Here is a 22,809-nt window from a genome sequence, read left to right on the forward strand (position 1 = left end):
CGGGTCCTGAGCAAACCGGGATCGGGCCGATCAGTTCGGCTTTGCCGCGCCTTCGCCCTGTCCGGTGGCCTGCTGCTGCGCCATGTTCTGGCGGTACAGCTGGGCAAAATCGATCGGATCGAGCATCAGCGGCGGGAAGCCGCCGTTGCGGGTCGCTTCGGCGAGAATGTTGCGTGCGAACGGGAAGATCATCCGCGGGCATTCGATCATGACGAAAGGATGCATGTGTTCGGACGGAACGCCGGTCAGCTTGAAGAGGCCCGCATAGACCAGCTCGACATTGAACATGACCATGTCCGGGCGCTCGGCCTTGGCCGTGAGCGTCAAAACGACCTCAAACTGGTCATCGCCCATCTGCTGGGCACCCACATTGACATTGATGTCGAGCTTGGGCTGATCGCCCTGGGTCAGGGCACGGGGCGCGTTCGGGTTCTCGAAAGACAAGTCCTTGATGTACTGACCCAGGATATGCATGCCGGGTGCAGCAGCAGCGCCTTCCGTCTGCGGCTGTGCGCCGCCGTCATTCGTATCGGTCATGTTGTTTCATTCCGTTTCGCGGTGCTGATCTGTGATGAAGAATACCGGTATCCCTCAATATGGCCGCCGGCCCGCGTCATCCGAACAACCTTTTCAGCGGCTGGCTAACATCTCAAAACGGCGCGCACAAGTGCAATGGCCTTGTCAGGACCCGGATTCCGATTCAAAAGGGGATTATGACGGATGAAAGCGCGTCCAACATAACATTGACGCAAAGGCGCCTGAAGCTTGACACGCTGGTGCGCCTGCGCTGGCTCGCGGTCGGCGGACAGACCGCAGCCCTGCTTGTCGTCCATGTGGGCCTTGGCTACGAGCTCCCCGCCGGGCCCGCCTTCGCCATGGTCGCCCTCTCCGCCTGGCTGAACATTTTCCTGAAGATCCGCTGGCCGTCGGCCATGCGTCTTTCCGAACGCGCGGCCATCCTTCAGCTTGGCTACGACATCGTGCAGATGAGCGGCCTGTTGTTCCTGACAGGGGGGCTGGGCAATCCGTTTGCGTTCCTGCTGATGGCGCCGGTGATGGTGTCTGCTGCCGGGCTGTCCGCGCGCTACACCTTCATGCTCGGGGTCCTGGCAACGGTCTGCGCCAGCTTTCTGGCCGTGTTTCACTACCCGCTGCCCTGGCCCGACACGGAAGTCTTCAAGCTGCCCGTGATCTATTCGGTCGGAATCTGGATCGCGCTGGTGCTCACGCTCGGCTTCATGGCGGTCTATGCGTTCCGGGTGGCGGAAGAGGCGCGTCAGCTTGCCGATGCCCTGACCGCAACTGAACTCGTGCTTGCGCGCGAGCAGCACCTTAACGCGCTGGACGGACTGGCAACGGCCGCGGCCCATGAACTCGGGACGCCGCTTGCGACGATTTATCTTGTCGCCAAGGAACTGACCGACGAATTCGAAGCGCAGGACCATCGCGGCGAGGATGTCGCGCTGATCCGGTCTCAGGCCGAAAGGTGCCGCGAGATCCTTCAGAAACTCACCAGTCTTTCCAGCGAGGAAGACCAGACCTACCAGCGCATGCCGGTCGCCCAGCTTCTTGAGGACGTCATCGATCCTCACCGCGGGACCGGTGTTGCCATTCACTCGACACATGACGGCGAGGGGCCCGAACCCGTCGGGACACGGAATGCGGCAATTCGCTACGGCCTGGGTAATCTCGTTGAAAACGCTGTCGATTTCGCAAAATCGCGTGTCGATGTCTCGGCACACTGGGACGAAAACACGCTGTCGATCTCGATCCGCGACGACGGACCGGGTTTTTCCATGGATATCCTCGGCAAGATCGGAGACCCTTACGTGTCCGTGCGCGGCAGCAGGTCCCAGCAGAACGGCAAGAGTGGCGGGCTCGGGCTGGGGATCTTCATCGCGAAAACCCTTCTTGAGCGCACCGGCGCTAAGCTGCAGCTCGAGAACAAGGCACCGCCCGAAAGCGGCGCCCACATCCGCGTCAGCTGGCCGCGCCCGGTCTTCGAACGTCCTGTTGGAGTGGACGAAACGCCGTTTTAGCCCCATAACGACAACAAAAGCAGATTTTGTGGCGGGTCCCTTTCCGGAAGATCATCCATCCTGCGCAAGAAGACGTAAGAATAGACGGTAACGAGCCATGACGGACCAGATGACTTCATTCAACGGATCGGGAGACATGAGTCTTCTGATCGTCGACGACGACAAACCCTTTCAGCAGCGCCTGGCGCGTGCGATGGAAAAACGCGGCTTTGCAACGGAAACCGCCGACGGCGTTCAGGACGCAGCCGCCAAGATCCTGCGCATTGCGCCTGCCTATGCGATCGTCGACATGCGCCTTGAAGACGGCAACGGTCTGGATGTCATAGAGAAAATCCGGCAAAAACGCCCGGATGCGCGCGCGATCATCCTGACCGGCTACGGCAATATCGCCACCGCCGTGACCGCGGTCAAACTCGGTGCGATCGATTACCTCGCCAAGCCTGCGGATCCGGACGATATCGTCGCGGCGCTTGCGCGCAAGCCCGAGGACAAGGCGCAGCCGCCGGAAAACCCGATGTCTGCCGACCGTGTCCGCTGGGAACACATCCAGCGCGTCTACGAATTGTGCGATCGCAACGTGTCGGAGACGGCACGCCGCCTGAACATGCACCGCAGAACATTGCAGCGTATTCTTGCGAAAAGAGCGCCGCGCTGACAAAGGCCTGTGTTGAAACCGATTGCAGGGTTGCCCTTTCAGCGCCACTTTGCCTAAGTATTCACATAACGAATTTCTTGCGCTCCGACGGAGATCGTCCATGCGGCGTCTTGCTGCCTGCAGTTCAAACAAGCCTGTCATCAAATCCCGTCTGCTGGCGGCCTGCAGCTTCTGTCTTCTGACCTACAGTGCCAGCGCGTTTGCACAGTCGGTCCCGGAAACCGTGCGGATCAACGTGGAGCCGGCCGAACCCGGCATACGCTCCATCACGGTCGACAAGAAATACCGGCCCATCATCAGCCGAGACGACAAGGGCGTGGTGATCGATACAATGGGCAGCGACAACACCTTGCCCGGCTGTGACGTCAAACTGGAAGTCACGCTCGAAAACAGCCGCGTCCTGCATCGCGATGCCGATCTTTGCAGCGGAAACACGCTCGTCGTCGACGTGACCAGCGACGGAAAACCGGGTGCGACCGCCCGGGTCGTCGGCACGTCGTCCGGGGTTGCCGCGGGTCCCGTCGCCAATGCGCCCGCTGCGGCTGGTCAGAGCCAGACACAGACATCTTCCGCCGAGCCGGCAGTGCAGGGAACCGAAACCTCCATCGTGGAAGTCACACCGCCCGCGGACACCGGCGGACTGCCGCCGCTCGAGCAGGTCGAAACGCCGATTTCCAGCGGCGATCCGAACAGCGACACGGTCGCGTCGACCTCGCCAGGCGACTTCGAGACGACGATCCGCGACAGCCTGTCCGGCGGTGCGAACGCCCAGGCGGTCGTGGTCACGCCAAACGAGGCCCGGCAATGGGCCGCCGATCCCGGCGGTCAGCCCGGGTCGCCGTCGGTCATCGAGCACACGGTGCCGCAGACCGACGATCGGGACTTCAGGGCCGACTGCACGACACAAGCCGGATTTGCGAAGATCACGTTCCAGCAGGCGCCTGCCGGACTACAGGAAGGCATGCCGCAGGCGATCCGCATTTCCGCGGGAGATTATCTGGGCAGCTTCAATGCCTTCGGGTCGTCCAGCGCGAATTCCCAAGGCGTTTCCCTGCCGGAAGTCAATATCGAGATGACGGATCCGCTCTGGGAGGCGATGATCAAGCAGTCGGAACTGTCGATCTCGATCGAGGGACTGCCGGCCTATCAGGTTTCCCTGAAAGGCAGCGCCAATCCGGTCCGGCTGTTCGTGGCGACCTGCGCGCTACCGCAGCAGATCGTCGCTGACGGTGGCCAGGATCCGGGCGCGGACCTGTCTTGCAACGAACTGGGCCGCGTGCGGTCCGTCGAAGCGGTCCGCCCGGGGCAGATCGTGTTCCGCAATTCCGGCCGGGATGCCATCGAGGTCAGCTGGGTGGACTATCGCGGCGGCGAGCGTCCCTATGCCCGGCTTGAACCCGGTCAGGTGCTGGAACAGCAGACTTACGTTTCCCACGCCTGGACCGTGCGCGGTGCCACGGGCGAATGCCGGGGCATCTACGTCACACAGGCTCCCTACCGAGAAGTCGTCATCGGCGGCCAGGCCGGGTTCGGTGGTAATGGTGCAGGCGGGTTCGGCAACAATGGCGCCGGCGGTTTCGGGAACCAGGACGGTTTTCAGAATGACCCCTTCGCCAACAATGGCGGCGGTCCGGTTCCACCCGGCACCATCGGCGGCGGCAACCAGGGCGATTTCCAGCAGCAGGCGGCCCGTACCAATGTCGCGGACTATCTGTGCACGGCCGGCATCGACCTGAATGTGGTGTTCTCATCAGATGGCCAGTCGGCAACCGTTGCCGAAATGGGATATGGCGCTGTGACGCTGCAGCGGCTCGGCAGCCCGAATACCTTCCACTATGAGGGGCAGGGCCACACCCTGAAGGGCCAGCTGCAGAACGCGACATGGTCACGCCCGGGATTGCGCGACGTGTTCTGCGCGCGCAGGTGACGCTGGGGCAGAGTTGAAATCATGTCTTTCTACCCAAAGATGCAAGATTTTGTTTTTCTCGCTTAAGAAGAATGCACTGTAAAAACTGCTTAAGTATTTCCCCGAATTTTTTGTACCAAAGTACAAGTGCAGTGCAGCATTCCTTAACACTTGGCGACTAAGCTTATTCAAAGTTTAACTTTGGGTAGCACGGCATGTCATTTACACGTTGGCCTCTGGCCTGGAAAATCTGCACACCGGTTTTCGTAATCGCCATCTTTACCGTCGCACTGGCGGCGTTTTCGCTCGTCTCGCTGAAAGACGCGATGATGCAGGAGCGTCTCGTCAAGATCGAAGACATCTCGCATACGGCGAGAACGATCGCGGCGAGTTACCACAAAATGGCAGAAGACGGGTCATTGACGACGGAAGAAGCACAGAAGCGCGCGCTGGAAGCGATTGCGGCCATGCGTTTCGAGGACGGCACAAACTACATATTCGTTTTCGACAATAACTCCGTCACGCTTTCCCACGTGAACACGAAGCTGATCGGAAAAGATCTGTCCGACCTGAAGGATGCGAACGGCGTCCGGATCATTCCCGAGCTGGTTAAGCGCGCGCAGGCAGGCGGTGGCAGCCTTCAGTATCTGTGGCCGCGCGCCGGCAGCGACATCCCGATTGAAAAGTGGGGCTACGCCGTCGGCCTCCAGGACTGGGGCTGGATGCTCGGCACGGGGGTCTATATCGACGACCTTGAAGCTGCCTACTGGAACCAGGCTGTCCTGATCATCGTGCTCGCAGCCATTGGCGCGGTCATTGCCGGAACGATCGCCCTCTTCGCGATCCGCAGCCTTGTCGGCCCGCTCCGGTCCTTGACGGCCAACATGGCAACGCTGGCCGACGGCAATACCGATATCCGGATCGACGGCACCGACCGCGGCGACGAAATCGGCAAGATGGCCTCCGCCATGGAAGTGTTCGTGCACAACGAAACCGAGCGCCGCGCGCTGGAAGAGCAACAGAACGATGCGCAGGAAGATGCGGCCCGCAAGGGAACCGAGATCCAGCATCTCAGCGGCGAATTCGACCGCCAGATCATGGACATGCTGAACGTGATCGACGGATCGGTCCAGAACCTGCAGTCCGCCTCCTCGACCATGACCGATGTCGCGGCGCAGACGACCGAACAGAGCGGTCTTGTCTCCAACGCGTCGTCGCAGGCCTCACACAACGTCGAGACAGTGGCTGCGGCAGCAGAGGAGCTGTCCGCCTCGGTCAACGAAATCCGCCGGCAGGTCCAGTCCTCCAGCGAAATCGCGGCGCGGGCCGCCGGTGAAGCCGAATCCACCAACGAGCGCATGAACGGGCTGTCTGAATCCGCAAGCCGGATCGGTGAGGTGGTCACGCTCATTCAGGCGATCGCCGAACAGACCAACCTTCTGGCCCTTAACGCGACGATCGAGGCCGCCCGTGCAGGTGAGGCCGGCAAGGGCTTCGCCGTCGTCGCCGCCGAGGTCAAGGAACTGGCAAACCAGACCTCCAAGGCGACGGAAGAGATCTCGAGCCAGATCTCGGCAATCCAGGAAGAAACCGGCCACGCGGCCAGCGCAATTTCCTCGGTCACCGAGATCATCAACAACATGAATGAAATCGCGTCCTCGATCGCCGCCTCCGTCGATGAACAGGGCGTTGCCACGCAGGAAATCGCGACGAATGCGACGGAGGCTTCCCGGAGCACCGTTGACGTAACGACGAATATCGAAAGCGTTGCAACCGCGGCCGAGAACACTCGGGACACCGCTGAAAAGGTCGACCTGTCGGCCCAGGAGCTGCAGGGAAATGCCGGCCAGCTACGCAATCAGGTCGCCACATTCCTGGAAGAAGTCCGCAGACGCTCCGTCGCCTAAAAAGGCTGGCCGGAAACACGAATGCCCTCTCCCGTGCGGAGAGGGCATTTGCATGTCCGCATTTGTCGCCTCAGCGTCTTCGCCGGAAATCTTGAATTCAAACCTTGCGCAGCGCGACCTTTGAAATCCGGTGGCTGGCGTTCTTGGTCAGGATGAGGTCGGCGCGCGGACGTGTCGGCAGAATGTTTTCCCGCAGGTTGATCAGGTTGATGTCGTTCCAGATCCGCGTTGCGGTTTCGACTGCCTCTTCATCGTTTATGCGCGAATACTTGTGAAAGTAGGAACCCGGATCGCGGAATGCGGTTTCCCTCAGGCGCATGAAGCGGTCGACATACCACGTGCGCAGCAGGTCCTCGTCCGCGTCGATATAAACCGAGAAATCAAAGAAATCCGAGACGAACGGCACCGCACGCCCGTCCTTGGGCAGCTCCCGGGTCTGCAGCACGTTCAGGCCTTCGACGATCAGGATGTCAGGCTTGTCGACCGTGACCGCATGGCCCGGCATGACGTCGTAGTAGAAGTGGGAATAGACGGGCGCCCGGACATGGCGCTGACCCGCCTTGATATCGGACAGGAATTTCAGAAGCCGGGGGCGGTCGAAGCTTTCCGGGAAGCCCTTCTTGCTCATCAGCCCCTCGGCCTCGAGGATCGCGTTGGGATAGAGGAATCCGTCCGTCGTGATCAGGTCGACTTTCGGACTGGCGGGCCACCTTTCAAGGAGCTCGCGCAGGACGCGCGACGTCGTCGACTTGCCGACGGATACCGAGCCCGCGACACCGATGATGAAAGGCGTCTTGCCCTCGTGATAGCCGAGAAAATTCTGGGACGCCTGGTGAATGCCTATTTTCGCCTCGGCATAAAAGGCCAGCAGGCGGGAGAGCGGCAGGTAGATCGTCTCGACCTGCTGCATGGAAACCGGCGCATTGAGGCCCTGAAGCTGTTCGACTTCATGCTCGTCAAGCGTCATCGGGTGGTCGGCACGCAACCGCGACCACTGGCGCTCGGTGAACACCCGGTACGGGGACAAATCCATGTCCAGTGCGGTTGCGACTTTCTGGTCCATCGTCTCGCAGTTCCCGCTGCGCTTGCCTTGCGGCCGGTGCCTAGTCTTGGGGCCGGGAAGCCTTTTCTTCAAGTCCCGTCTGTCCCGTCCGCTTTGCCAATTCCGCCATGACATCGCTCAACGAGACATTGGATACATTCAGAACCACCAACAAATGATAAAGCACATCCGCGGCTTCCGCCGTCAGTTCTTCCCGATCCTGCTGCACGGCCGCAATCGCCGCCTCGACCGCCTCTTCTCCAAGTTTCTGGGCGCATTTCGCAACGCCCTTGTTCACCAGTTTGCGCGTATAGGACTTTTCATCGTCGCTCTGCGCGCGCGCTGCGACTATGGCATCCAGATCGTCCAGTGTGAACTTGGTCATTTGGCTAGAGCTCGTTTCAAAGGCTACGGGTCCAGGCGCATCGGCACGCCGGCATCGTTCATGTAGGCCTTGGTTTCCTGGATGGTGTATTCGCCGAAATGGAAAATCGAGGCGGCAAGCACGGCCGTTGCATGGCCGTCGCGCACCCCCTCGACCATGTGATCGAGCGTGCCGACGCCGCCGGACGCGATCACCGGCACCGGCACGGCATCGGCAATCGCACGCGTGAGCGCGATATTGTAGCCCGCCTTGGTGCCGTCCCGGTCCATCGACGTGACCAGAAGCTCGCCAGCGCCGAGTGCGACGACCTTTTTGGCGAATTCGACAGCATCGATGCCGGTCGGATTGCGTCCGCCATGGGTAAAGATCTCGAACTTTTCCGGCTCGCCGGGCGCATTCACCTGCTTGGCATCAATGGAAACGACAATGCATTGCGCGCCGAACTTTTCCGCCGCCTCGCGGACGAAATCCGGGTTCTTGACGGCGGCCGTGTTGATCGACACCTTGTCGGCCCCGGCGATCAGAAGCTTGCGAATGTCTTCGACCGTCCTGACACCGCCACCAACGGTGACCGGCATGAAACAGGCTTCCGCCGTGCGCCGGACGACATCGTAGATGGTGTCGCGGCCCTCGTGGCTGGCGGTGATGTCCAGAAAACAGAGTTCGTCGGCACCGGCGGCGTCATAGGCCTTGGCGGCCTCCACCGGATCGCCGGCATCGACCAGATCGACGAAATTGACGCCCTTCACGACACGGCCGTCCTTGACGTCGAGGCAGGGAATGACACGGGCCTTGAGGGTCACGATGCTTTCCTCCGCGCAGTCAGGATCAGGTCCATCGCCTCTTTCGGATCGAGGCGCCCGTCATAAAGGGCCCGACCGGAAATCGCGCCTTCCAGAATGGCGCAATCGGGTTCCAGCAGACGATGGATGTCATCGATCGAGGCGAGGCCGCCGGAAGCGATGACGGGAATGGAGACGGACCGGGCCAGTTCCAGCGTCGAGGGGATGTTCAGGCCCTTCAGAACGCCATCGCGGTCGATGTCGGTGTAGATGATCGCCGACACGCCGGCATTCTCGAACTGTTTCGCCAGATCCACCGCGGTGAGTTCGGAGGTCTCCGCCCAGCCTTCGACGGCGACATAGCCGCCCTTGGCGTCGATGCCGACGGCGATCTTGCCGGGAAACCTGCGGCAGGCTTCCTTTACCAGGTCCGGATCGCGCACGGCGACGGTGCCGAGAATGACGCGCGTGATGCCCTTTGAAAGCCAGGTCTCGATATGATCGAGCGTCCTGATCCCGCCTCCGAGCTGAACCGGGTTGCGCGTCGAAGCCAGAATGGCGTCGACGGCCGCGCCGTTGACGCTTTCGCCGGCGAAGGCCCCGTTTAGGTCAACCACGTGCAGCCACTCGAAACCCTGGGTCTCGAATGCTTTTGCCTGGGCACCCGGATCGTCGTTGAAGACGGTCGCCTGGTCCATGTCGCCGAGCTTCAGACGCACGCATTGGCCATCCTTCAGATCGATGGCGGGAAAGAGGATCATTCTCGTCAAATTCCTTCCACGATGACGATTTCGCCATCGGCAACTTTCTGGCGGATTTTCACCGCTTCCTGGTATTCCGGGGAGTTATAGCAATCGACCGCATGTTGAAAGCTCGGAAATTCGATCACGACATTGCGGGCTCGGCCCGGACCCTCGATCAGGTCGGCCTTGCCGCCGCGTGCAAGGAAATTGGCTCCGAACCGTTCAAAGGCGGGCTTGGCCGTCTCCACATATTGCGGATAGTTGTCCGGGTCGCGAACATCCACCCGTGCAATCCAGTAACCCTTGCTCACGTGTCTTCTCCCGTTTTCTCATGTGCCTTCGACAATGACGATGTCACTGTCGGAATATTGCTGTCTCAACTTCGCTGCCGCCTGGTATTCCAGTGAATTGTAGCAGTCCAGCGCTTTCTGGTAGTTCTCGAATTCAATCACGACATGACGTGCGCGCACGGGTCCTTCCGGGCCGGTCATGTCACCGCCGCGCACGAGGAAACGGGCGTCAAACCTTTCAAAGGCGATTGCATCCGCAGCGAGATATTTCGGATAGTTGTCCGGGTCCGTCACGTCGACATGAACGATCCAGTAGCCTTTTTTCATGTGAGCCTCCGCGTGATCACGGTGTCCAGTCTAGGAAATTAGCGATCAGACCGAGGCCCAGCCGCTGGCTTTTTTCCGGGTGGAACTGAGTGCCGATCATGTTGTCCCGCGCAACCATCGCCGTGAAGGTGCCCGCATAGTCGAACGTCGCCAGACGGTCGCCGTCGTCGGTGCAGGCGAAATGGTAGGAGTGCACAAAATAGGCATGCAGTCCCTTCGGACCGGTTTCCAGGCCCTTGAACACGGCATGACCATTCGCGTGGACGTTGATGGTGTTCCAGCCCATATGCGGGATCTTGAGACCCGGGTCCGACGGTTTCATTTCGGAAACATCGCCTGAAACCCATCCGAGGCCCTCGACGGTTTCGAACTCAAGGCCCCGCTCGGCCATCAGCTGCATGCCGACGCAAATGCCGAAAAAGGGTTTGCCCTGGTCGCGAACCGCCTCCCGCAGGGCTTCCGGCATCCCGTCGACGGCCCAGAGGCCGCGCTTGCAATCCGCGAAAGCACCGACGCCCGGCAATACGATCCGGTCCGCCTTGCGCACCCGGTCGGGATCGGCGGTGACGATGACATCGGGCATGTGCGCATGCGCGCGTGCGGCCCGCTCGAAGGCCTTTTCCGCCGAGCGCAGGTTGCCCGAACCATAGTCGATGATGGCGACCGTCATTGCCGCGCCTCCGGACCGAGTGTCAGGCCCACGACCCGTTCGCTGCCGACCCTTGGAACGATCGGTGCGCGGACAGGACGCGCAGGCGGTTGGGGTTGTGCAGGCTCCGGCGTCATCCGTACGACTTCCTTGTTCAGGAAGCGCAGTTCGGCTTCTGCAGGATTTGCACCATCGACGATGCCGACGACACGCCAGCCCTTGCGTTCCAGCGACCAGCGGCGCAGCGCCTGCGCCTCGAAGCCGAACAGGAGCGAAATCGTCAGGGCGAGGATGCCCGTTGCCTCACCGCCGAGCGACAGCGCGACGATTTCCATGATCAGCGTGAGAGCCAGATATCCCAGCAAAACCAGCCACATGCGGTGCACGAGCATCCAGATGAACGAAAACAAGAAGGCCAGCACGGAAAACCGGTCGGGAACGAACAGCAACCGGTCGCTCTCACGCGGGTCGCCCGCCAGGTCCTGAAACTCCGGCGGGGCCATGACAACATAAGTACTCATAATCCGGTCGTCCTTCAGCCGCCCAATTGGCCTTTGGTGGTCGGAATGCGATCCGCCTGGCGCGGGTCGATCTCGGCCGCCTTGCGCAGCGTGCGCGCGACCGCCTTGAAACAGGTTTCCGCGATATGGTGGCAATTGGAGCCGTAAAGATTGGCGACATGAAGGGTGATGCCGGCATTCATGGCAAAGGCCCGGAAGAACTCCTCGAAAAGTTCGGTATCAAAATCACCCACCTTGTCCCGGTCGAAAGTCACGTCCCAGACGAGGAACGGACGGCCGGACACGTCGAGCGCGCAGCGCGTGAGTGCCTCGTCCATCGCCAGGTGGGTGTCGGCATAGCGGGTGATCCCGGCCATGTCGCCCAGCGCGGTCGAAATCGCCTGACCAAGCGCGATGCCGGTGTCTTCGACGGTGTGGTGAAAATCGATATGGGTGTCGCCCTCGGCGCGCACCTTCATGTCAATGAGCGAATGGCGCGACAGTTGTTCCAGCATGTGATCAAAAAAACCGACACCGGTCTGAACGTCATAGGTTCCCGTCCCGTCGAGATTGATTTCGACGGAAATACGGGTCTCCTTGGTGTCGCGCGATACACTCGCCGTGCGCATAAGCTGTTGTCCTTGCTGTGGTTAGGAACCGGCGGTGTTGTAGCAGGGAGAGCCGCGTAAAGAAACCATGTCGTGCAAGTCGTTCGCAGTCGGCCCGGCGGTCCCAATGAATGTGTGCCGACTCTTTCGCGTTCCTGTGCCATGATCCGCCGAACGAACGTTTCAGGAGACAGTTTCATGTTCAAGGAATCCGTGTCGGAAGGCGGTCTCGCGGTGGTGACCGGAGCCGCGAGCGGGGTCGGTTTTGTCGCAGCGCAACGGTTCGCAGAGGCCGGCCTCGGAGTGGTTCTGGCGGATCTGCCCGGAGAGCGCCTGGATGCGGCGACGCAGGAGATCCAAAAGATCGCGGGCAGCAAGCCCGTTCTCGGCGTTCCGACGGACGTTTCAGACATGGCTCAAGTGGAAAGTCTCGCCAACGCCGCGTTTGAGGCCGGCCCGGTCGCCGTCCTCATGAACAATGCCGGGATCGGCATGTCCTCCAAAACCTGGGAGGCCTTTGACGCTTGGGAACGCATGATGGACGTCAATTTCTTTGGTGTTCTTCGGGGTGTTCAGGCCTTCACGCCGCGCATGATCGAGGCGGGCCGCCCCGCGGTCATCATCAACACCGGGTCCAAGCAGGGCATCACGACGCCACCCGGAAACCCCGGCTACAACGCCACGAAGGCGGCCGTGAAGGTGCTCAGCGAGCAGCTTGCCCACGAGCTGCGCGAAGCCGGCGCGCCGATTTCGGTCCATCTCTTCGTTCCCGGCTTCACCTATACCGGCATGACGTCGGCCTTCTTCAAGGAAAAGCCGGCATCGGCCTGGACCAGCGAGCAGACCGTCGACTTTTTTCTCGAACGGATGTCGGAAGGCGACTTCTATATTCTTTGTCCGGACAATGACGTTGATGCGACCCGCGACCAGCGCCGGGCCGAATGGGCCATCGGCGACATCATCAAAAACAGGCCGCCGCTCTCCCGCTGGCATGCGGATTTCAAGGACGCCTTTGCGGAATTCGAGAAAACGGGAAAGTCGTAGGCTGGTCACACGGCAACCGCAGTGATAAGGACAGGGCGTCATCCCGCCGCCCTGAAAGGAGCCCGCTCCATGCCGACCAGCCCGTTCGCCCCCAAGACCGCGCTTGACCGCCTGATGCTGCCCGTCGACGTCCCGACGATAAAGGACGCCGAAGCACTGGTCAGCCGGACAGAAGGCAGGGTCGGGGTCTACAAGATCGGCATGGAACTGCAGTTTGCCGGCGGGCTGGAATTTGCGCGCGAGCTGGCGGCAGACGGCAAGAAAATCTTTCTCGACGTGAAACTGCATGACATCGACAACACGATTACCCATGCGATCCGCAACGTCGCCAGGATGGGCATGACCTTCGTCACCCTGCATGGCTATCCGAAGACAATGCGGGCGGCCGTCAGGGGTCTGGCGGACGAGGGCAATCCGGCCCTGTGCCTGCTCGGCGTCACCGTTCTGACGTCCATGGACGAAGACGATCTGGTTGCTGCCGGGTATCGCGGTCCCGTCGCCGACGTGGTGGCTGCGCGCGCCAAGGACGCCAGGGACGCAGGGATGGGCGGCATCGTCTGCGCGGCGACGGAAGCACAGAAGTTGCGCGCGATCCTTCAGGACGAACTGGTGATCGTTACGCCCGGGATCCGGCCGAAAGGCAGTGCCGCCGGCGATCAGCGCCGGGTGATGACCCCGGAAGACGCGATTCGGGCCGGGAGCGACTATCTCGTTGTCGGACGGCCGATCTCCAAGGCGGACGACCCCGGTGCTGCTGCCGATGCCGTGGTTGCGGAAATCGAATCCGCGCTGCGCTGAGTGCGAATCATTCCCCGGATGCAAAAGGAAACGGCCACCGCTTTCACGGTGGCCAGTTGAAAGACGGCGGTCTTTTTCTGAGTTATGCCGCCTGATTGTCGCCGACAGCCGCTGACCGCAGCACCATGCCGTAGAGGTCGCGCGGATCGTCCGGGTCCGCGAGGAGGTCGAGCTTCTCGAAATGGCCCGTTGTCGGCAGAAGATCGCGGATGTAACGCAGGGCCGCAAAGTCCTCGATGGCAAAGCCGACACTGTCGAACAGGGTGATCTGATCCTCCGACGTGCGTCCCGCCGCCTTGCCGGCATAGACCCGCCAGAGTTCGGTCACCGGATGATCCTCGGCCAGCTGCTGCAGTTCACCCTCGACCCGGGTCTGCTCGGGCAGTTCGACAAAAATGTCGGAGCGCAGAAGAATATCCTTGTGCAGCTCCGTCTTGCCGGGACAGTCGCCGCCGATCGCGTTGATATGCACGCCGGAGCCGACCATGTTGTCGGTCAGGATCGTTGCGTATTTCTTGTCAGCGGTGACCGTCGTGATGATCTGTGCGCCCTCGATGGCATCTTCCGGGGTCTTGCAGATGGTCACGTTCAGCCCGGAATAGGCGAGGTTCCGCTCCAGGCGCAGGCTTGCCTTCACGTCGATGTCGTAGGCTCGGATATCCGTGATCCCGAGCATTTCCTTGAACGCCAGGCACTGAAAATCCGACTGCGCCCCGTTGCCGATGATCGCCATCGTGGTCGATCCCTTCGGCGCCAGATACTTCGCGGCCAGAGCCGAAGTGGCCGCTGTGCGCAGCGCCGTGAGGATGGTCATTTCGGTGAAGAGAACCGGGTATCCGGTCGACAGTTCGGACAGCACGCCGAACCCGGTCACCGTCTGCAGGCCCTCGCGCACATTCTGAGGGTGGCCGTTGACATATTTGAAGCCGAAGGTCTCGCCGTCGCTGGTGGGCATCAGCTCGATCACGCCCTGCGGGGCATGGGCCGGAATGCGCGGCTTCTTGTCGAAGCTCTCCCAGCGCAGGAAGTCCTGCTCGATATAGTCGGCAATGCCCTTGATTGCCTTTTCAACGCCGATCGTGCGGATGTTGCGCATCATGTCATCCACGCTCACGAAGGGAACAAAGGCAAGTTCGGACGGTTTCGGATTGTGATTGTGACGTATCATTGAAAAGCCCTCTAGAAGCTGCGTGTCGGACGGTCGAAGACGCGGCGCCCGAAAAGACTGCCGGTGAGGTCGACCATGAGGCGCGCGGTTTTTCCGCGTTCGTCCAGGAAAGGATTGAGTTCGACGAGATCGAGCGAGGTCACGAGGCCGCTGTCGTGCAGCAGTTCCATGACAAGGTGCGCTTCGCGAAACGTCGCACCGCCGGGAACCGTCGTTCCCACCGCGGGCGCGATTTCCGGGTCGAGAAAATCGACGTCGAGGCTGACGTGGAGAAGTCCGTTCTGAGCCCGGACCCGGTCCAGGAACGGTCGCATGAGGCCGGCAATGCCTTCCTCGTCGATCCGACGCATGTCGCTGACACCGACGCCGTGACTGAGCAGCATGTCGCGCTCGGCCGCATCGATGGACCTGACGCCGAGGATTTCGACATTCGCCGGGTCGACAGGATGGCGCAGGGGCTCCCCCAGCAGACCGTCGAAGCCCGGAAGGCCGCAAGCGAAGGCCAGTGGCGTTCCGTGCAGATTGCCGCTGTCGGTGCTGTCGAGGGTGTGGAAATCGGAATGGGCGTCCAGCCAGAGGACGAAAAGCGGACGGCCGCGTTCTGCGGCGGCCCGTGCCTGACCGGACAGGGTCCCCGCCGCCATGGCATGATCGCCGCCGAGATAGATCGGAACGAGAGCCTGCCGCCCGAGATCGGCGGCCTTGGCGTGGAGCGCGCGCGTCCAGCCTGCATAAGATCGGAAATTCCTCAGAACCGGGTTCGGCGAAGACAGGTCGCCAACCTCGGCCGGATAGAGATTGCCGAGGTCGCTCACCGTGTGGCCCAGCGCCTTGAGTTGTGCGACAAGCCCGGCCGTACGGAAGGCATCGGGACCCATCAGGCAGCCCCTTTGACCTGCGCCATCGTCAACGGGCGCGCCAACCAGCGCGATCTGTTTTGCGGTTACGTTCAAATCAGCCTCCAACCGAACCTTCTCCTTGAAATGTGCGGAGATCCGGTGGCGGAGTAAATCCGGTCACTTGAACAAATGAGTGATCAAATTTATCATTATGGAAAGCAAAACTATTCAAAGTGATCACATGGACGATCTGGATCTGCGATTAATCACGCTGCTGCGCCATGATGGACGCCGTTCGGTGTCCGATCTGGCAAGCGATCTGAAGGTGTCGCGGGCAACGGTCCGCGCGCGCATGGAAAAATTGCAGTCCTCCGGCGAGATCCTGGGGTTCACGGCTGTCCTGCGCGACGACTGGCGGGATCTGCCGATCCGCGCGGTGACGCTGCTGGTGGTCGACGGGCACAACACGGATCCGGTGATCCGGTCCCTGAGCGCGATGACGGAAGTGCGGGCCATCCATTCCACCAACGGCAAATGGGATCTTGTGCTGGATATCGCCACACGGGACCTGGCCGCCTTCGACGATGCGCTCAACCGGATCCGCCTGATCGAGGGCATTGCCGCCTCGGAGACCAATATCCTGCTCAACACCCGCAAGGGTCCGGCTGTCCTTCCGAATTAGAGCGATGGCCTCGCAAAACGGGTCGCATACCGGCGAAACGGCGCCTACACTTGCCTCAGAGTTGATCAGATGGCGAGTTCAAAATGACCAAGGCAATCGACCTTTCCAGTCTTGCCCCGGGACCGGAGCCGATCTCGGTGGGCAAAGAGGCGGCAGAAAACTATGCAGTCGTGCGGCAGACCCTGAAACGCATCACCCTGGACTGGCGTGAGCAGCCGACGCTGGAGATGCTTGCAAAGGAAGCCGGATTGCAGCCGATCCAGCTGCAGCGGGTGTTTTCGCGCTGGGCGGGCCTGACGCCCAAGCAGTTCCTGCAGGCGATCACGCTGGACCACGCGAAGGCGCTCCTGCGCGACTCCGCAAGCGTCCTCGACGCCTCCTACGAGGTTGGCCTCTCCGGCTCGTCCCGCCTGCATGACCTCTTCATCACGCATGAGGCCATGACACCGGGCGACTACCGGGCCCGCGGCGCAGGCCTCACGATCGCCTACGGATTTCATCCGTCGCCTTTCGGACAGGTCCTGATCATGGTCACGGACAAGGGTCTGGCCGGTCTCGGGTTCGCGGACCCGGGCGGAGAAGAAAGTGCACTACAGGACATGTGCGGCCGCTGGCCGGCGGCAAACTATGTCCACGACCAGGACGCGACCGGCACCTATGCCGCGCGCGTCTTCGATCCGGGACAATGGCACGAGGATCAGCCGCTCAACGTGGTGATGATCGGTACGGATTTCGAAATCCGGGTCTGGCAAACCCTCCTCAAGATCCCGATGGGACAGGCGGCAACCTATGCCGACGTGGCGGCCTCGATCGGAAAGCCCAAAGCCTCGCGCGCCGTCGGATCCGCGGTCGGGCGCAACCCGATCTCCTTCGTGGTGCCGTGCCACAGGGTGCTGGCCAAGGGCGGCAAGATCGGCGGCTACCACTGGGGCCTCACCCGCAAACGCGCCATCCTTGGCTGGGAGACAGGGCTGTCGGGACCGGTGCTGGAGTGTGTTTGAATAGTCCAGCTGGTTGTTTGGTTGACCCCCACCCCTAACCCCTCCCCACAAGGGGGAGGGGAACCAGGCTTCACAAGGAAAGCAGCGGTTCAGGGAAACCCTCACCGTTTGGTTGGTCTGATTTTTTAGGCAGTGCGCAATCCCCCTCCCCCTTGTGGGGAGGGGTTAGGGGTGGGGGTATCGATCAGTCCAGAACAAGACGCCGCCTGATATCGAGCACAACCCCTTCGAGGTTCTCGGACACGTCGAGAGACGAATAGCGGATAACTTGAAAGCCCTGAGAACTGAGCCAGGTATCCCGCCGCTTGTCATGCGCCATCTGCTCTCTCGACGCATGCAAATCGCCGTCAATTTCGATGATGATTTTCTTCGCGAAAACAACAAAGTCGACTACGTAAGCGCCAATCGGCGCCTGTCTTCGAACCCGCACCCCTTCGGCCTTGAGTTCGCGGAGCGCACGCCAAAGCACTTTCTCGCCCTTCGTCTGATCCTGACGCAGGGCTTTTGCAAGAGCCCTCATTTGTTTGCTGATCCGGGTCGGTGCCACGCCGATCGCACCTAATGCACCGGCCCTTCCGGCATCGGGTAGTTTCCGGTGATTTCCCAGCCGAAGGACGCGATGCGTTCGGCGGCGACGGGGGTCAGGTCGCCGGTGATGAGGAAATCGACGCCGGTGGGCGGGAACGGCAGTCCGGCGAGGCCCTCGTGGATCGATGAGAAGGTCTGCGCAACCGTCTGGGTCCAGGCGACCATGTCGAGCGGCAGCACCACGGCGGCGAGGCCGTCCTTGCGGATGGCGACCGGGATGCCGTTGACCTCTCTGATCTGGCCAAGGCCCGAAATCACCCGGTTATAGGTTTCCAGAAGCACGACCCGGCGAAGCTGGAAATAGGCAATGTCCCGGCTTTCGGCGTCTGCCGCCTTGGCCGCGATGAGGTCGAGATCCTGAACGGTCGGCATGGCCTGCAGCTGATAGGCGATGATCGCCCTTTCGGTTGCGGTGTAGAAGGGGTTGGCCGCGATGCGCGAGATGGTGTCTTCGGAAACGCCAGCGGCCCGGAAGGTTGCCGCGGTGCGCTCCGCCAGTTCCGCCGGCGTGCTGTCGACAATCAGGTTCCTGAAATTGTCTGCCTGACGCGCGGCAGAGACAATCATCCCACCCGGCAGGAGTGCCGTTATCGCAGTGACCGTCCAGCTGCCGGCCGTTGTGACGCTTGCAGTCTCGTTCAGTTTTTCCGATAGGGGCTTGTAGAAGGTATAAGGATCTACACCGAGCTGAACCGCGAGTTCTCGTTCCGCCTGCGCCTGCCCCGTGATGGCCTTCGCGATATCGGAAGGAGACCCGCCTTTCCCCGAAACGGCATCACCGACACCCTTGGTCAGCCTGCCGAACATCCGGCCAACACCGGAGACCGTGCTCTTTGCCGTGCCGACCGGATCAGTGACGGTGCTTTCCACGAAATCGACGGGTTTTCTGGCCGCTTCCTTCAGGCCGTCGAGAAAACTGGCATCGTTCTTCAGGCCTTCCAGCGCTATCAGGACCTTGATCTCGGCGAGCCGGAGCTTCAGGAGACCATCGCCCTCGATCTGTTCGACACCCAGATCGGTCTGCAACTGGTAGATCCGCAGGAAGCCGTCGCTGCGCACCGGCGACAGGACCGCGTAGCCCGGGCCGTTTTCCTTGCCCTTGAGGACGACGGAGGGATCCTGCTCGGGCGGTGTTTCATATTGTTCCGAAAGGGAAAGCGCCGGTGCCAGCGAGAGCGTCACGCTGAGCAGCAGAGCGGTGGCAGCCGTTGAGAGCCTGAAAAACGTTTGCATCGAACCGGTCTCCGTCACGGGTCCGGCGATGCGTCAGTCCGGGGCTGTCCCGTTCCGCGCCAAAGCTTCGCCGGCCAGATAGAGCGAACCGCAAATCAGGATCCTGGGCGGCTCGCCGTCCTTTTCGGCACAAGCTGCCACATCTGCCAGCGCCGCGTCCAGTGACTGGAACGGCGTTGCCTCCAATCCGGCGCACCGGGCAAGGTCCGCCAGCTCTTCCGGTGTCCTGGCCGTGGTGGTCGAAACGATCGGAACCGTGCCGACGTGGCGCACCAGGCCGTGGAAGGGACGGAAAAATCCGACCGGATCCTTGGTCGTCAGCATGCCGGAGACAACGTAGAGCGGGCGCGGGGACCTCTCCTCAAGCTCGCCCATGAACTCGGCCACGGAAACCCCGGCACCCGGGTTGTGACCGCCATCGACCCAGACTTCGGCCCCGCCGGGACACATCTCAAGCAAATGCCCGTGCGTGATCGGCTGGAGACGGCCCGGCCAGTTGACCGATTTGAGGCCCTGTTCGATCGTCGGCTCGTCGGGCAGCTTTCCGGCCGCCTTCAGGGTGGCGATTGCGACCCCGGCATTGGCAAGCTGATGGCTTCCGCCCAGAACGGGCAGCGGCAGGTCGATCAGGCCGTCATCATCCTGAAAGGCCATCCGGCCCTGATCGGGATGCGCGGTAAAATCCTGTCCCAAGATCTTGAGGGGCGCCCGGTTGCGCGCCGCCTGGCGGACGATCGCCGGAAACGCCTCTTCGGGCTGGGACGCGGAAACAACCGGAACCCCCGGCTTGATGATCCCGGCCTTTTCGACGGCAATGTCGGCCAGATCGTCACCGAGAAACTTCTCGTGATCCATCGAAACCGGCGTGATCACGGTTGCCACCGGACGGTCGATCACGTTGGTCGCATCGAGCCGGCCACCGAGACCGACTTCCAACAGGAGAATGTCGGCCGGGTGCTCGGCAAAGATCAGGAAGGCCGCAGCCGTGGTGATTTCGAAAAACGTGATTTCGCCGCCCGCATTGGCATCCTCGCAGCGCTGCAGGGCGTCGTAGAGAACGGGATCGGACACGAAGCCGCCATCCGTCCCGACACGGATCCGTTCATTGAACGCCACCAGGTGCGGCGACGTGTAGACATGGCAGCGTTTTCCCGAGGCTTCCAGGATCGCGCGCATCGTCGCCGTGACGGAGCCCTTGCCGTTGGTCCCGGCGACATGAATGACCGGCGGCAGTTGCCGCTCCGGATTGCCGAGGGCGGCGAGCAGGCGGTGCATCCGGCCGAGAGACAGGTCAATCTCCTTGGGATGCAGGGCCAGCAGTCTGTCCAGGATTTTCGTAACTTGATCCAAGGCGCCCTCCGAAGGGTCCTCTGTCGGGTGTTTCGCTCTCAAACGGCTTTAGGAGATTGCCAGCAGCTTGACAAGCGGACCCGGCGAATTTGTCCTTTTGTGCCGCTTCCACGACATTTTTGGGAAAGTTTCGCTGAAATACGACGGCCCTATGAGCTCTTCTGCTCGGTGTCGCCGCCGTCGGTTTCATCGCTCACCGCCTCTTCCGGAGGGGTCTCGGCCGCAGCTTCCTCGACCGTCTCCTCAACGGCTGGTTCCTCGATCTTCGGCAGCTCCACCTCGCGTTTCAGCAAGATGCCGCAAATGCGGGAGATCGTTTCCTTCATTTCCTGCCGCGGCACGACCATGTCGATCATGCCGTGGTCGAGCAGATACTCGGCCGTCTGGAAGTCTTCCGGAAGTTTCTCGCGGACCGTCTGTTCGATCACGCGCCGGCCGGCAAAGCCGATCTGGGCCCCCGGTTCGGCAATGTGAACGTCGCCGAGCATGGCGTAGGAGGCCGAAACGCCGCCGGTGGTCGGGTTCGTCAGCACGACGATATAGGGAAGCCCGGCTTCACGCAGCATCTGAACGCCGACGGTCGTGCGCGGCATCTGCATGAGTGACAGGATTCCCTCCTGCATGCGGGCGCCGCCGGAGGCCGCAAACATGACGAACGGGGTCTTGTCTTCCACCGCCTTCATCATACCGGCCAGAATGGCTTCACCTGCCGCCATGCCGAGGGAGCCCGCAATAAAGTCAAAGTTCTGGACGGCAATGGTCATGTCCATGCCGTTGACCTTGCCCTGCGCGACAAGAATTGCCTCGTCTTCGCCGGATTTCGACCGCGCTTCCTTCAGGCGATCCGTATAACGCTTGGAGTCGCGGAACTTGTGCGGATCGGCCTGAACGTCAGGCGTGTCGACATCCGTATAGGCACCGTCGTCGAAAAACGCCTCGACGCGCTTGCGGGCCGGCATGCGCATGTGGTGACCGGAATTCGGTACGACCCAGAGATTGGCTTCCAGGTCCCGGTGAAACACCATTTCACCGGTCTCGGGATCCTTGATCCAGAGATTTTCCGGGACTTCGCGCTTCTTCCAGAGATCGCGAATCTTGGGGCGTACGATAGAGTTGATCCAGTTCACGTCAGGCGCGTCCGTTTCCTCGAGTAATGACCAGATCAACGGATGCGCCATCGGGAGCGACTGAACATCCAGAAGTTGACCGTTTCCAACTTGATCGAGCGTCGCTGCATGTTCCTTCAAACGCGCGATGCTCCAGGCGAAGATATGGGGTTCGCCGCAATTCCTTCAATCGGACCGCCCGATCAGGCCGAGCGCGCCCGCGCGCAGCCGGTCGCCAGGTCGGCGACAACGTCTGCAACAGCCTTGACGGTGCTGTCGGTCGCCTTTCCCGCCTCGTCGAGGCTGTCACGAATGGCATTCACCAGAACCGAGCCGACAACCACGCCATCCGCATCCTTGCCGATAACGGCTGCCTGGTCGGCGGTTTTCACACCGAATCCGACCGCGACGGGCAGATCTGTGTGCTTCTTGATCCGGTTGACAGCCGCCGTCACCCGGCCGGTGTCGGCAATGTTGGCGCCGGTGATACCCGTCACCGAGACGTAATAGACGAAACCGGATGTGTTTGCCAGAACGGCAGGAAGGCGCTTGTCGTCGGTGGTCGGGGTTGCCAGGCGGATGAAGTTGAGCCCGGCATCGAGCGCCGGGAGGCAGAATTCGTCGTCGGCTTCGGCCGGAAGGTCGACAATGATGAAGCCGTCGACACCGGCTTCCTTGGCGACATGAACGAATTGCTTCGGATCACGCACATAAATGGGATTGTAGTAACCCATCAGGATGATGGGCGTCTCGTCGTCCTGCTCACGGAATTTGCGCACCATGTCCAATGTCTTGTCCATGGTTTGCCCGGCGGCGAGCGCCCGCTGGTTGCCGAGCTGGATCGGAATGCCTTCTGCCATCGGATCGGAAAAGGGCATGCCGAGCTCGATGATGTCGGCGCCGGCTTCGGGGAGCGCGTTCAGGACCGCCTGCGAAGTCGCCAGGTCCGGGTCGCCTGCGGTGATGAAGGTCACCAGTGCCGGCCGGCCTGCTTCCGCACAAGCCTTGTAGCGGCGATCGATACGCGTTTCCGTCATGCAGCTAAACCCCTGCCGCAGGTCACGCGGCTCTGTTTCTCAATTTGAACTGAGTGCGATGTAGGGGAGCAGACAAGCGGATGTCAATGAAGATCGTCGCAATGGGGCGAGATGCCCGCCGGACGGGGAA

At 61.5% G+C, this 22,809-nt stretch carries 25 protein-coding genes; 8 read left to right on the top strand and 17 right to left on the bottom strand.

Going from position 1 to position 22,809, the window contains the following annotated elements; translation table 11 throughout:
* Positions 1–30: 30 nt before the first annotated feature.
* A complete protein-coding gene (gene secB / locus ACO08A_RS10655; RefSeq protein ID WP_422041056.1) occupies positions 31–537 on the bottom strand; it encodes a protein-export chaperone SecB in 507 nt (168 codons plus the stop codon).
* A 176-nt stretch (positions 538–713) separates the two neighbouring features.
* On the opposite strand from secB, the gene ACO08A_RS10660 reads away from it, so the two are divergent.
* From ACO08A_RS10660 to ACO08A_RS10675, 4 genes are all read left to right on the top strand, one after another.
* Positions 714–2,039: an ActS/PrrB/RegB family redox-sensitive histidine kinase gene (locus tag ACO08A_RS10660; protein WP_422041057.1), complete on the top strand. Its 1,326-nt coding sequence runs from the start codon at positions 714–716 to the stop codon at positions 2,037–2,039.
* A 97-nt stretch (positions 2,040–2,136) separates the two neighbouring features.
* Complete coding sequence (locus tag ACO08A_RS10665) at positions 2,137–2,694, top strand: ActR/PrrA/RegA family redox response regulator transcription factor (protein WP_306145850.1); 558 nt, start codon at positions 2,137–2,139, stop codon at positions 2,692–2,694.
* A gap of 100 nt (positions 2,695–2,794) precedes the next feature.
* Positions 2,795–4,621, top strand: coding sequence for a hypothetical protein (locus ACO08A_RS10670; RefSeq protein ID WP_422041058.1), 1,827 nt, complete (start codon positions 2,795–2,797; stop codon positions 4,619–4,621).
* 194 nt (positions 4,622–4,815) lie between these two features.
* Positions 4,816–6,507: a methyl-accepting chemotaxis protein gene (locus ACO08A_RS10675; protein WP_422041059.1), complete on the top strand. Its 1,692-nt coding sequence runs from the start codon at positions 4,816–4,818 to the stop codon at positions 6,505–6,507.
* A gap of 97 nt (positions 6,508–6,604) precedes the next feature.
* On the opposite strand, the gene coaA is transcribed toward ACO08A_RS10675, so the two are convergent.
* The 9 genes from coaA to hisB are packed head-to-tail and all read right to left on the bottom strand — an operon-like array spanning position 6,605 to position 11,854.
* Entirely contained in the window at positions 6,605–7,570 is a 966-nt protein-coding gene (gene coaA, locus ACO08A_RS10680) for a type I pantothenate kinase (RefSeq protein ID WP_421980480.1), read from the bottom strand.
* A 40-nt stretch (positions 7,571–7,610) separates the two neighbouring features.
* Entirely contained in the window at positions 7,611–7,934 is a 324-nt protein-coding gene (locus ACO08A_RS10685) for a phosphoribosyl-ATP diphosphatase (RefSeq protein WP_422041060.1), read from the bottom strand.
* A gap of 23 nt (positions 7,935–7,957) precedes the next feature.
* Positions 7,958–8,737 carry an imidazole glycerol phosphate synthase subunit HisF gene (gene hisF / locus ACO08A_RS10690; protein WP_421980478.1) on the bottom strand — a complete coding sequence of 260 codons (780 nt, stop codon included), beginning with the start codon at positions 8,735–8,737 and terminating at the stop codon, positions 7,958–7,960.
* A complete protein-coding gene (hisA, locus tag ACO08A_RS10695) occupies positions 8,734–9,477 on the bottom strand; it encodes a 1-(5-phosphoribosyl)-5-[(5-phosphoribosylamino)methylideneamino]imidazole-4-carboxamide isomerase (protein WP_422041061.1) in 744 nt (247 codons plus the stop codon). The genes hisF and hisA overlap by 4 nt, the downstream gene beginning before the upstream one ends.
* Before the next feature lie 5 nt (positions 9,478–9,482).
* Positions 9,483–9,770, bottom strand: coding sequence for a DUF1330 domain-containing protein (locus ACO08A_RS10700; RefSeq protein WP_319384869.1), 288 nt, complete (start codon positions 9,768–9,770; stop codon positions 9,483–9,485).
* 18 nt (positions 9,771–9,788) lie between these two features.
* Positions 9,789–10,076, bottom strand: coding sequence for a DUF1330 domain-containing protein (locus ACO08A_RS10705; protein ID WP_422041062.1), 288 nt, complete (start codon positions 10,074–10,076; stop codon positions 9,789–9,791).
* 16 nt (positions 10,077–10,092) lie between these two features.
* On the bottom strand, positions 10,093–10,746 hold the full coding sequence (hisH, locus tag ACO08A_RS10710) for an imidazole glycerol phosphate synthase subunit HisH (protein WP_422041063.1): 654 nt from the start codon (positions 10,744–10,746) through the stop codon (positions 10,093–10,095).
* Positions 10,743–11,246 (bottom strand): DUF2628 domain-containing protein, encoded by a 504-nt coding sequence (locus ACO08A_RS10715; protein WP_422041064.1) that lies wholly within the window; start codon positions 11,244–11,246, stop codon positions 10,743–10,745. The genes hisH and ACO08A_RS10715 overlap by 4 nt, the downstream gene beginning before the upstream one ends.
* Before the next feature lie 14 nt (positions 11,247–11,260).
* A complete protein-coding gene (gene hisB / locus ACO08A_RS10720; protein ID WP_421980472.1) occupies positions 11,261–11,854 on the bottom strand; it encodes an imidazoleglycerol-phosphate dehydratase HisB in 594 nt (197 codons plus the stop codon).
* Between the two features lie 177 nt (positions 11,855–12,031).
* Between hisB and ACO08A_RS10725 the strand changes: the two genes are divergently transcribed.
* Together ACO08A_RS10725 and pyrF are read left to right on the top strand one after the other, a co-directional pair.
* Complete coding sequence (locus ACO08A_RS10725; RefSeq protein ID WP_422041065.1) at positions 12,032–12,877, top strand: SDR family NAD(P)-dependent oxidoreductase; 846 nt, start codon at positions 12,032–12,034, stop codon at positions 12,875–12,877.
* Positions 12,878–12,946: 69 nt separating this feature from the next.
* Positions 12,947–13,675, top strand: coding sequence for an orotidine-5'-phosphate decarboxylase (gene pyrF / locus ACO08A_RS10730; RefSeq protein ID WP_422041066.1), 729 nt, complete (start codon positions 12,947–12,949; stop codon positions 13,673–13,675).
* An 82-nt stretch (positions 13,676–13,757) separates the two neighbouring features.
* Here the strand turns inward: pyrF and ACO08A_RS10735 are convergent, their stop codons facing one another.
* Entirely contained in the window at positions 13,758–14,843 is a 1,086-nt protein-coding gene (locus ACO08A_RS10735; RefSeq protein ID WP_422041067.1) for an ornithine cyclodeaminase, read from the bottom strand.
* A gap of 11 nt (positions 14,844–14,854) precedes the next feature.
* On the bottom strand, positions 14,855–15,796 hold the full coding sequence (gene rocF / locus ACO08A_RS10740; RefSeq protein WP_422041068.1) for an arginase: 942 nt from the start codon (positions 15,794–15,796) through the stop codon (positions 14,855–14,857).
* A gap of 127 nt (positions 15,797–15,923) precedes the next feature.
* Between rocF and ACO08A_RS10745 the strand changes: the two genes are divergently transcribed.
* Positions 15,924–16,364, top strand: coding sequence for an Lrp/AsnC family transcriptional regulator (locus ACO08A_RS10745; protein ID WP_422041069.1), 441 nt, complete (start codon positions 15,924–15,926; stop codon positions 16,362–16,364).
* A gap of 83 nt (positions 16,365–16,447) precedes the next feature.
* Positions 16,448–17,365 (top strand): methylated-DNA--[protein]-cysteine S-methyltransferase, encoded by a 918-nt coding sequence (locus ACO08A_RS10750; protein ID WP_422041070.1) that lies wholly within the window; start codon positions 16,448–16,450, stop codon positions 17,363–17,365.
* A 184-nt stretch (positions 17,366–17,549) separates the two neighbouring features.
* Here ACO08A_RS10750 and ACO08A_RS10755 read toward each other — a convergent pair whose 3' ends face one another.
* From ACO08A_RS10755 to trpA, 5 genes are all read right to left on the bottom strand, one after another.
* Positions 17,550–17,885, bottom strand: a complete 336-nt coding sequence (locus ACO08A_RS10755; protein WP_422041071.1) for an endonuclease domain-containing protein — start codon at positions 17,883–17,885, stop codon at positions 17,550–17,552.
* A gap of 38 nt (positions 17,886–17,923) precedes the next feature.
* Positions 17,924–19,186 carry a hypothetical protein gene (locus ACO08A_RS10760; RefSeq protein WP_422041072.1) on the bottom strand — a complete coding sequence of 421 codons (1,263 nt, stop codon included), beginning with the start codon at positions 19,184–19,186 and terminating at the stop codon, positions 17,924–17,926.
* Positions 19,187–19,219: 33 nt separating this feature from the next.
* Entirely contained in the window at positions 19,220–20,536 is a 1,317-nt protein-coding gene (locus ACO08A_RS10765) for a bifunctional folylpolyglutamate synthase/dihydrofolate synthase (protein WP_422041073.1), read from the bottom strand.
* A gap of 149 nt (positions 20,537–20,685) precedes the next feature.
* Positions 20,686–21,663, bottom strand: coding sequence for an acetyl-CoA carboxylase, carboxyltransferase subunit beta (accD, locus tag ACO08A_RS10770; protein WP_422041741.1), 978 nt, complete (start codon positions 21,661–21,663; stop codon positions 20,686–20,688).
* 182 nt (positions 21,664–21,845) lie between these two features.
* On the bottom strand, positions 21,846–22,679 hold the full coding sequence (trpA, locus tag ACO08A_RS10775; RefSeq protein WP_422041074.1) for a tryptophan synthase subunit alpha: 834 nt from the start codon (positions 22,677–22,679) through the stop codon (positions 21,846–21,848).
* Positions 22,680–22,809 lie beyond the last annotated feature (130 nt).

Origin of the sequence: Roseibium sp. (assembly GCF_965232425.1) — a bacterium.
In the GTDB taxonomy this organism is placed as follows: Bacteria; Pseudomonadota; Alphaproteobacteria; order Rhizobiales; family Stappiaceae; genus Roseibium.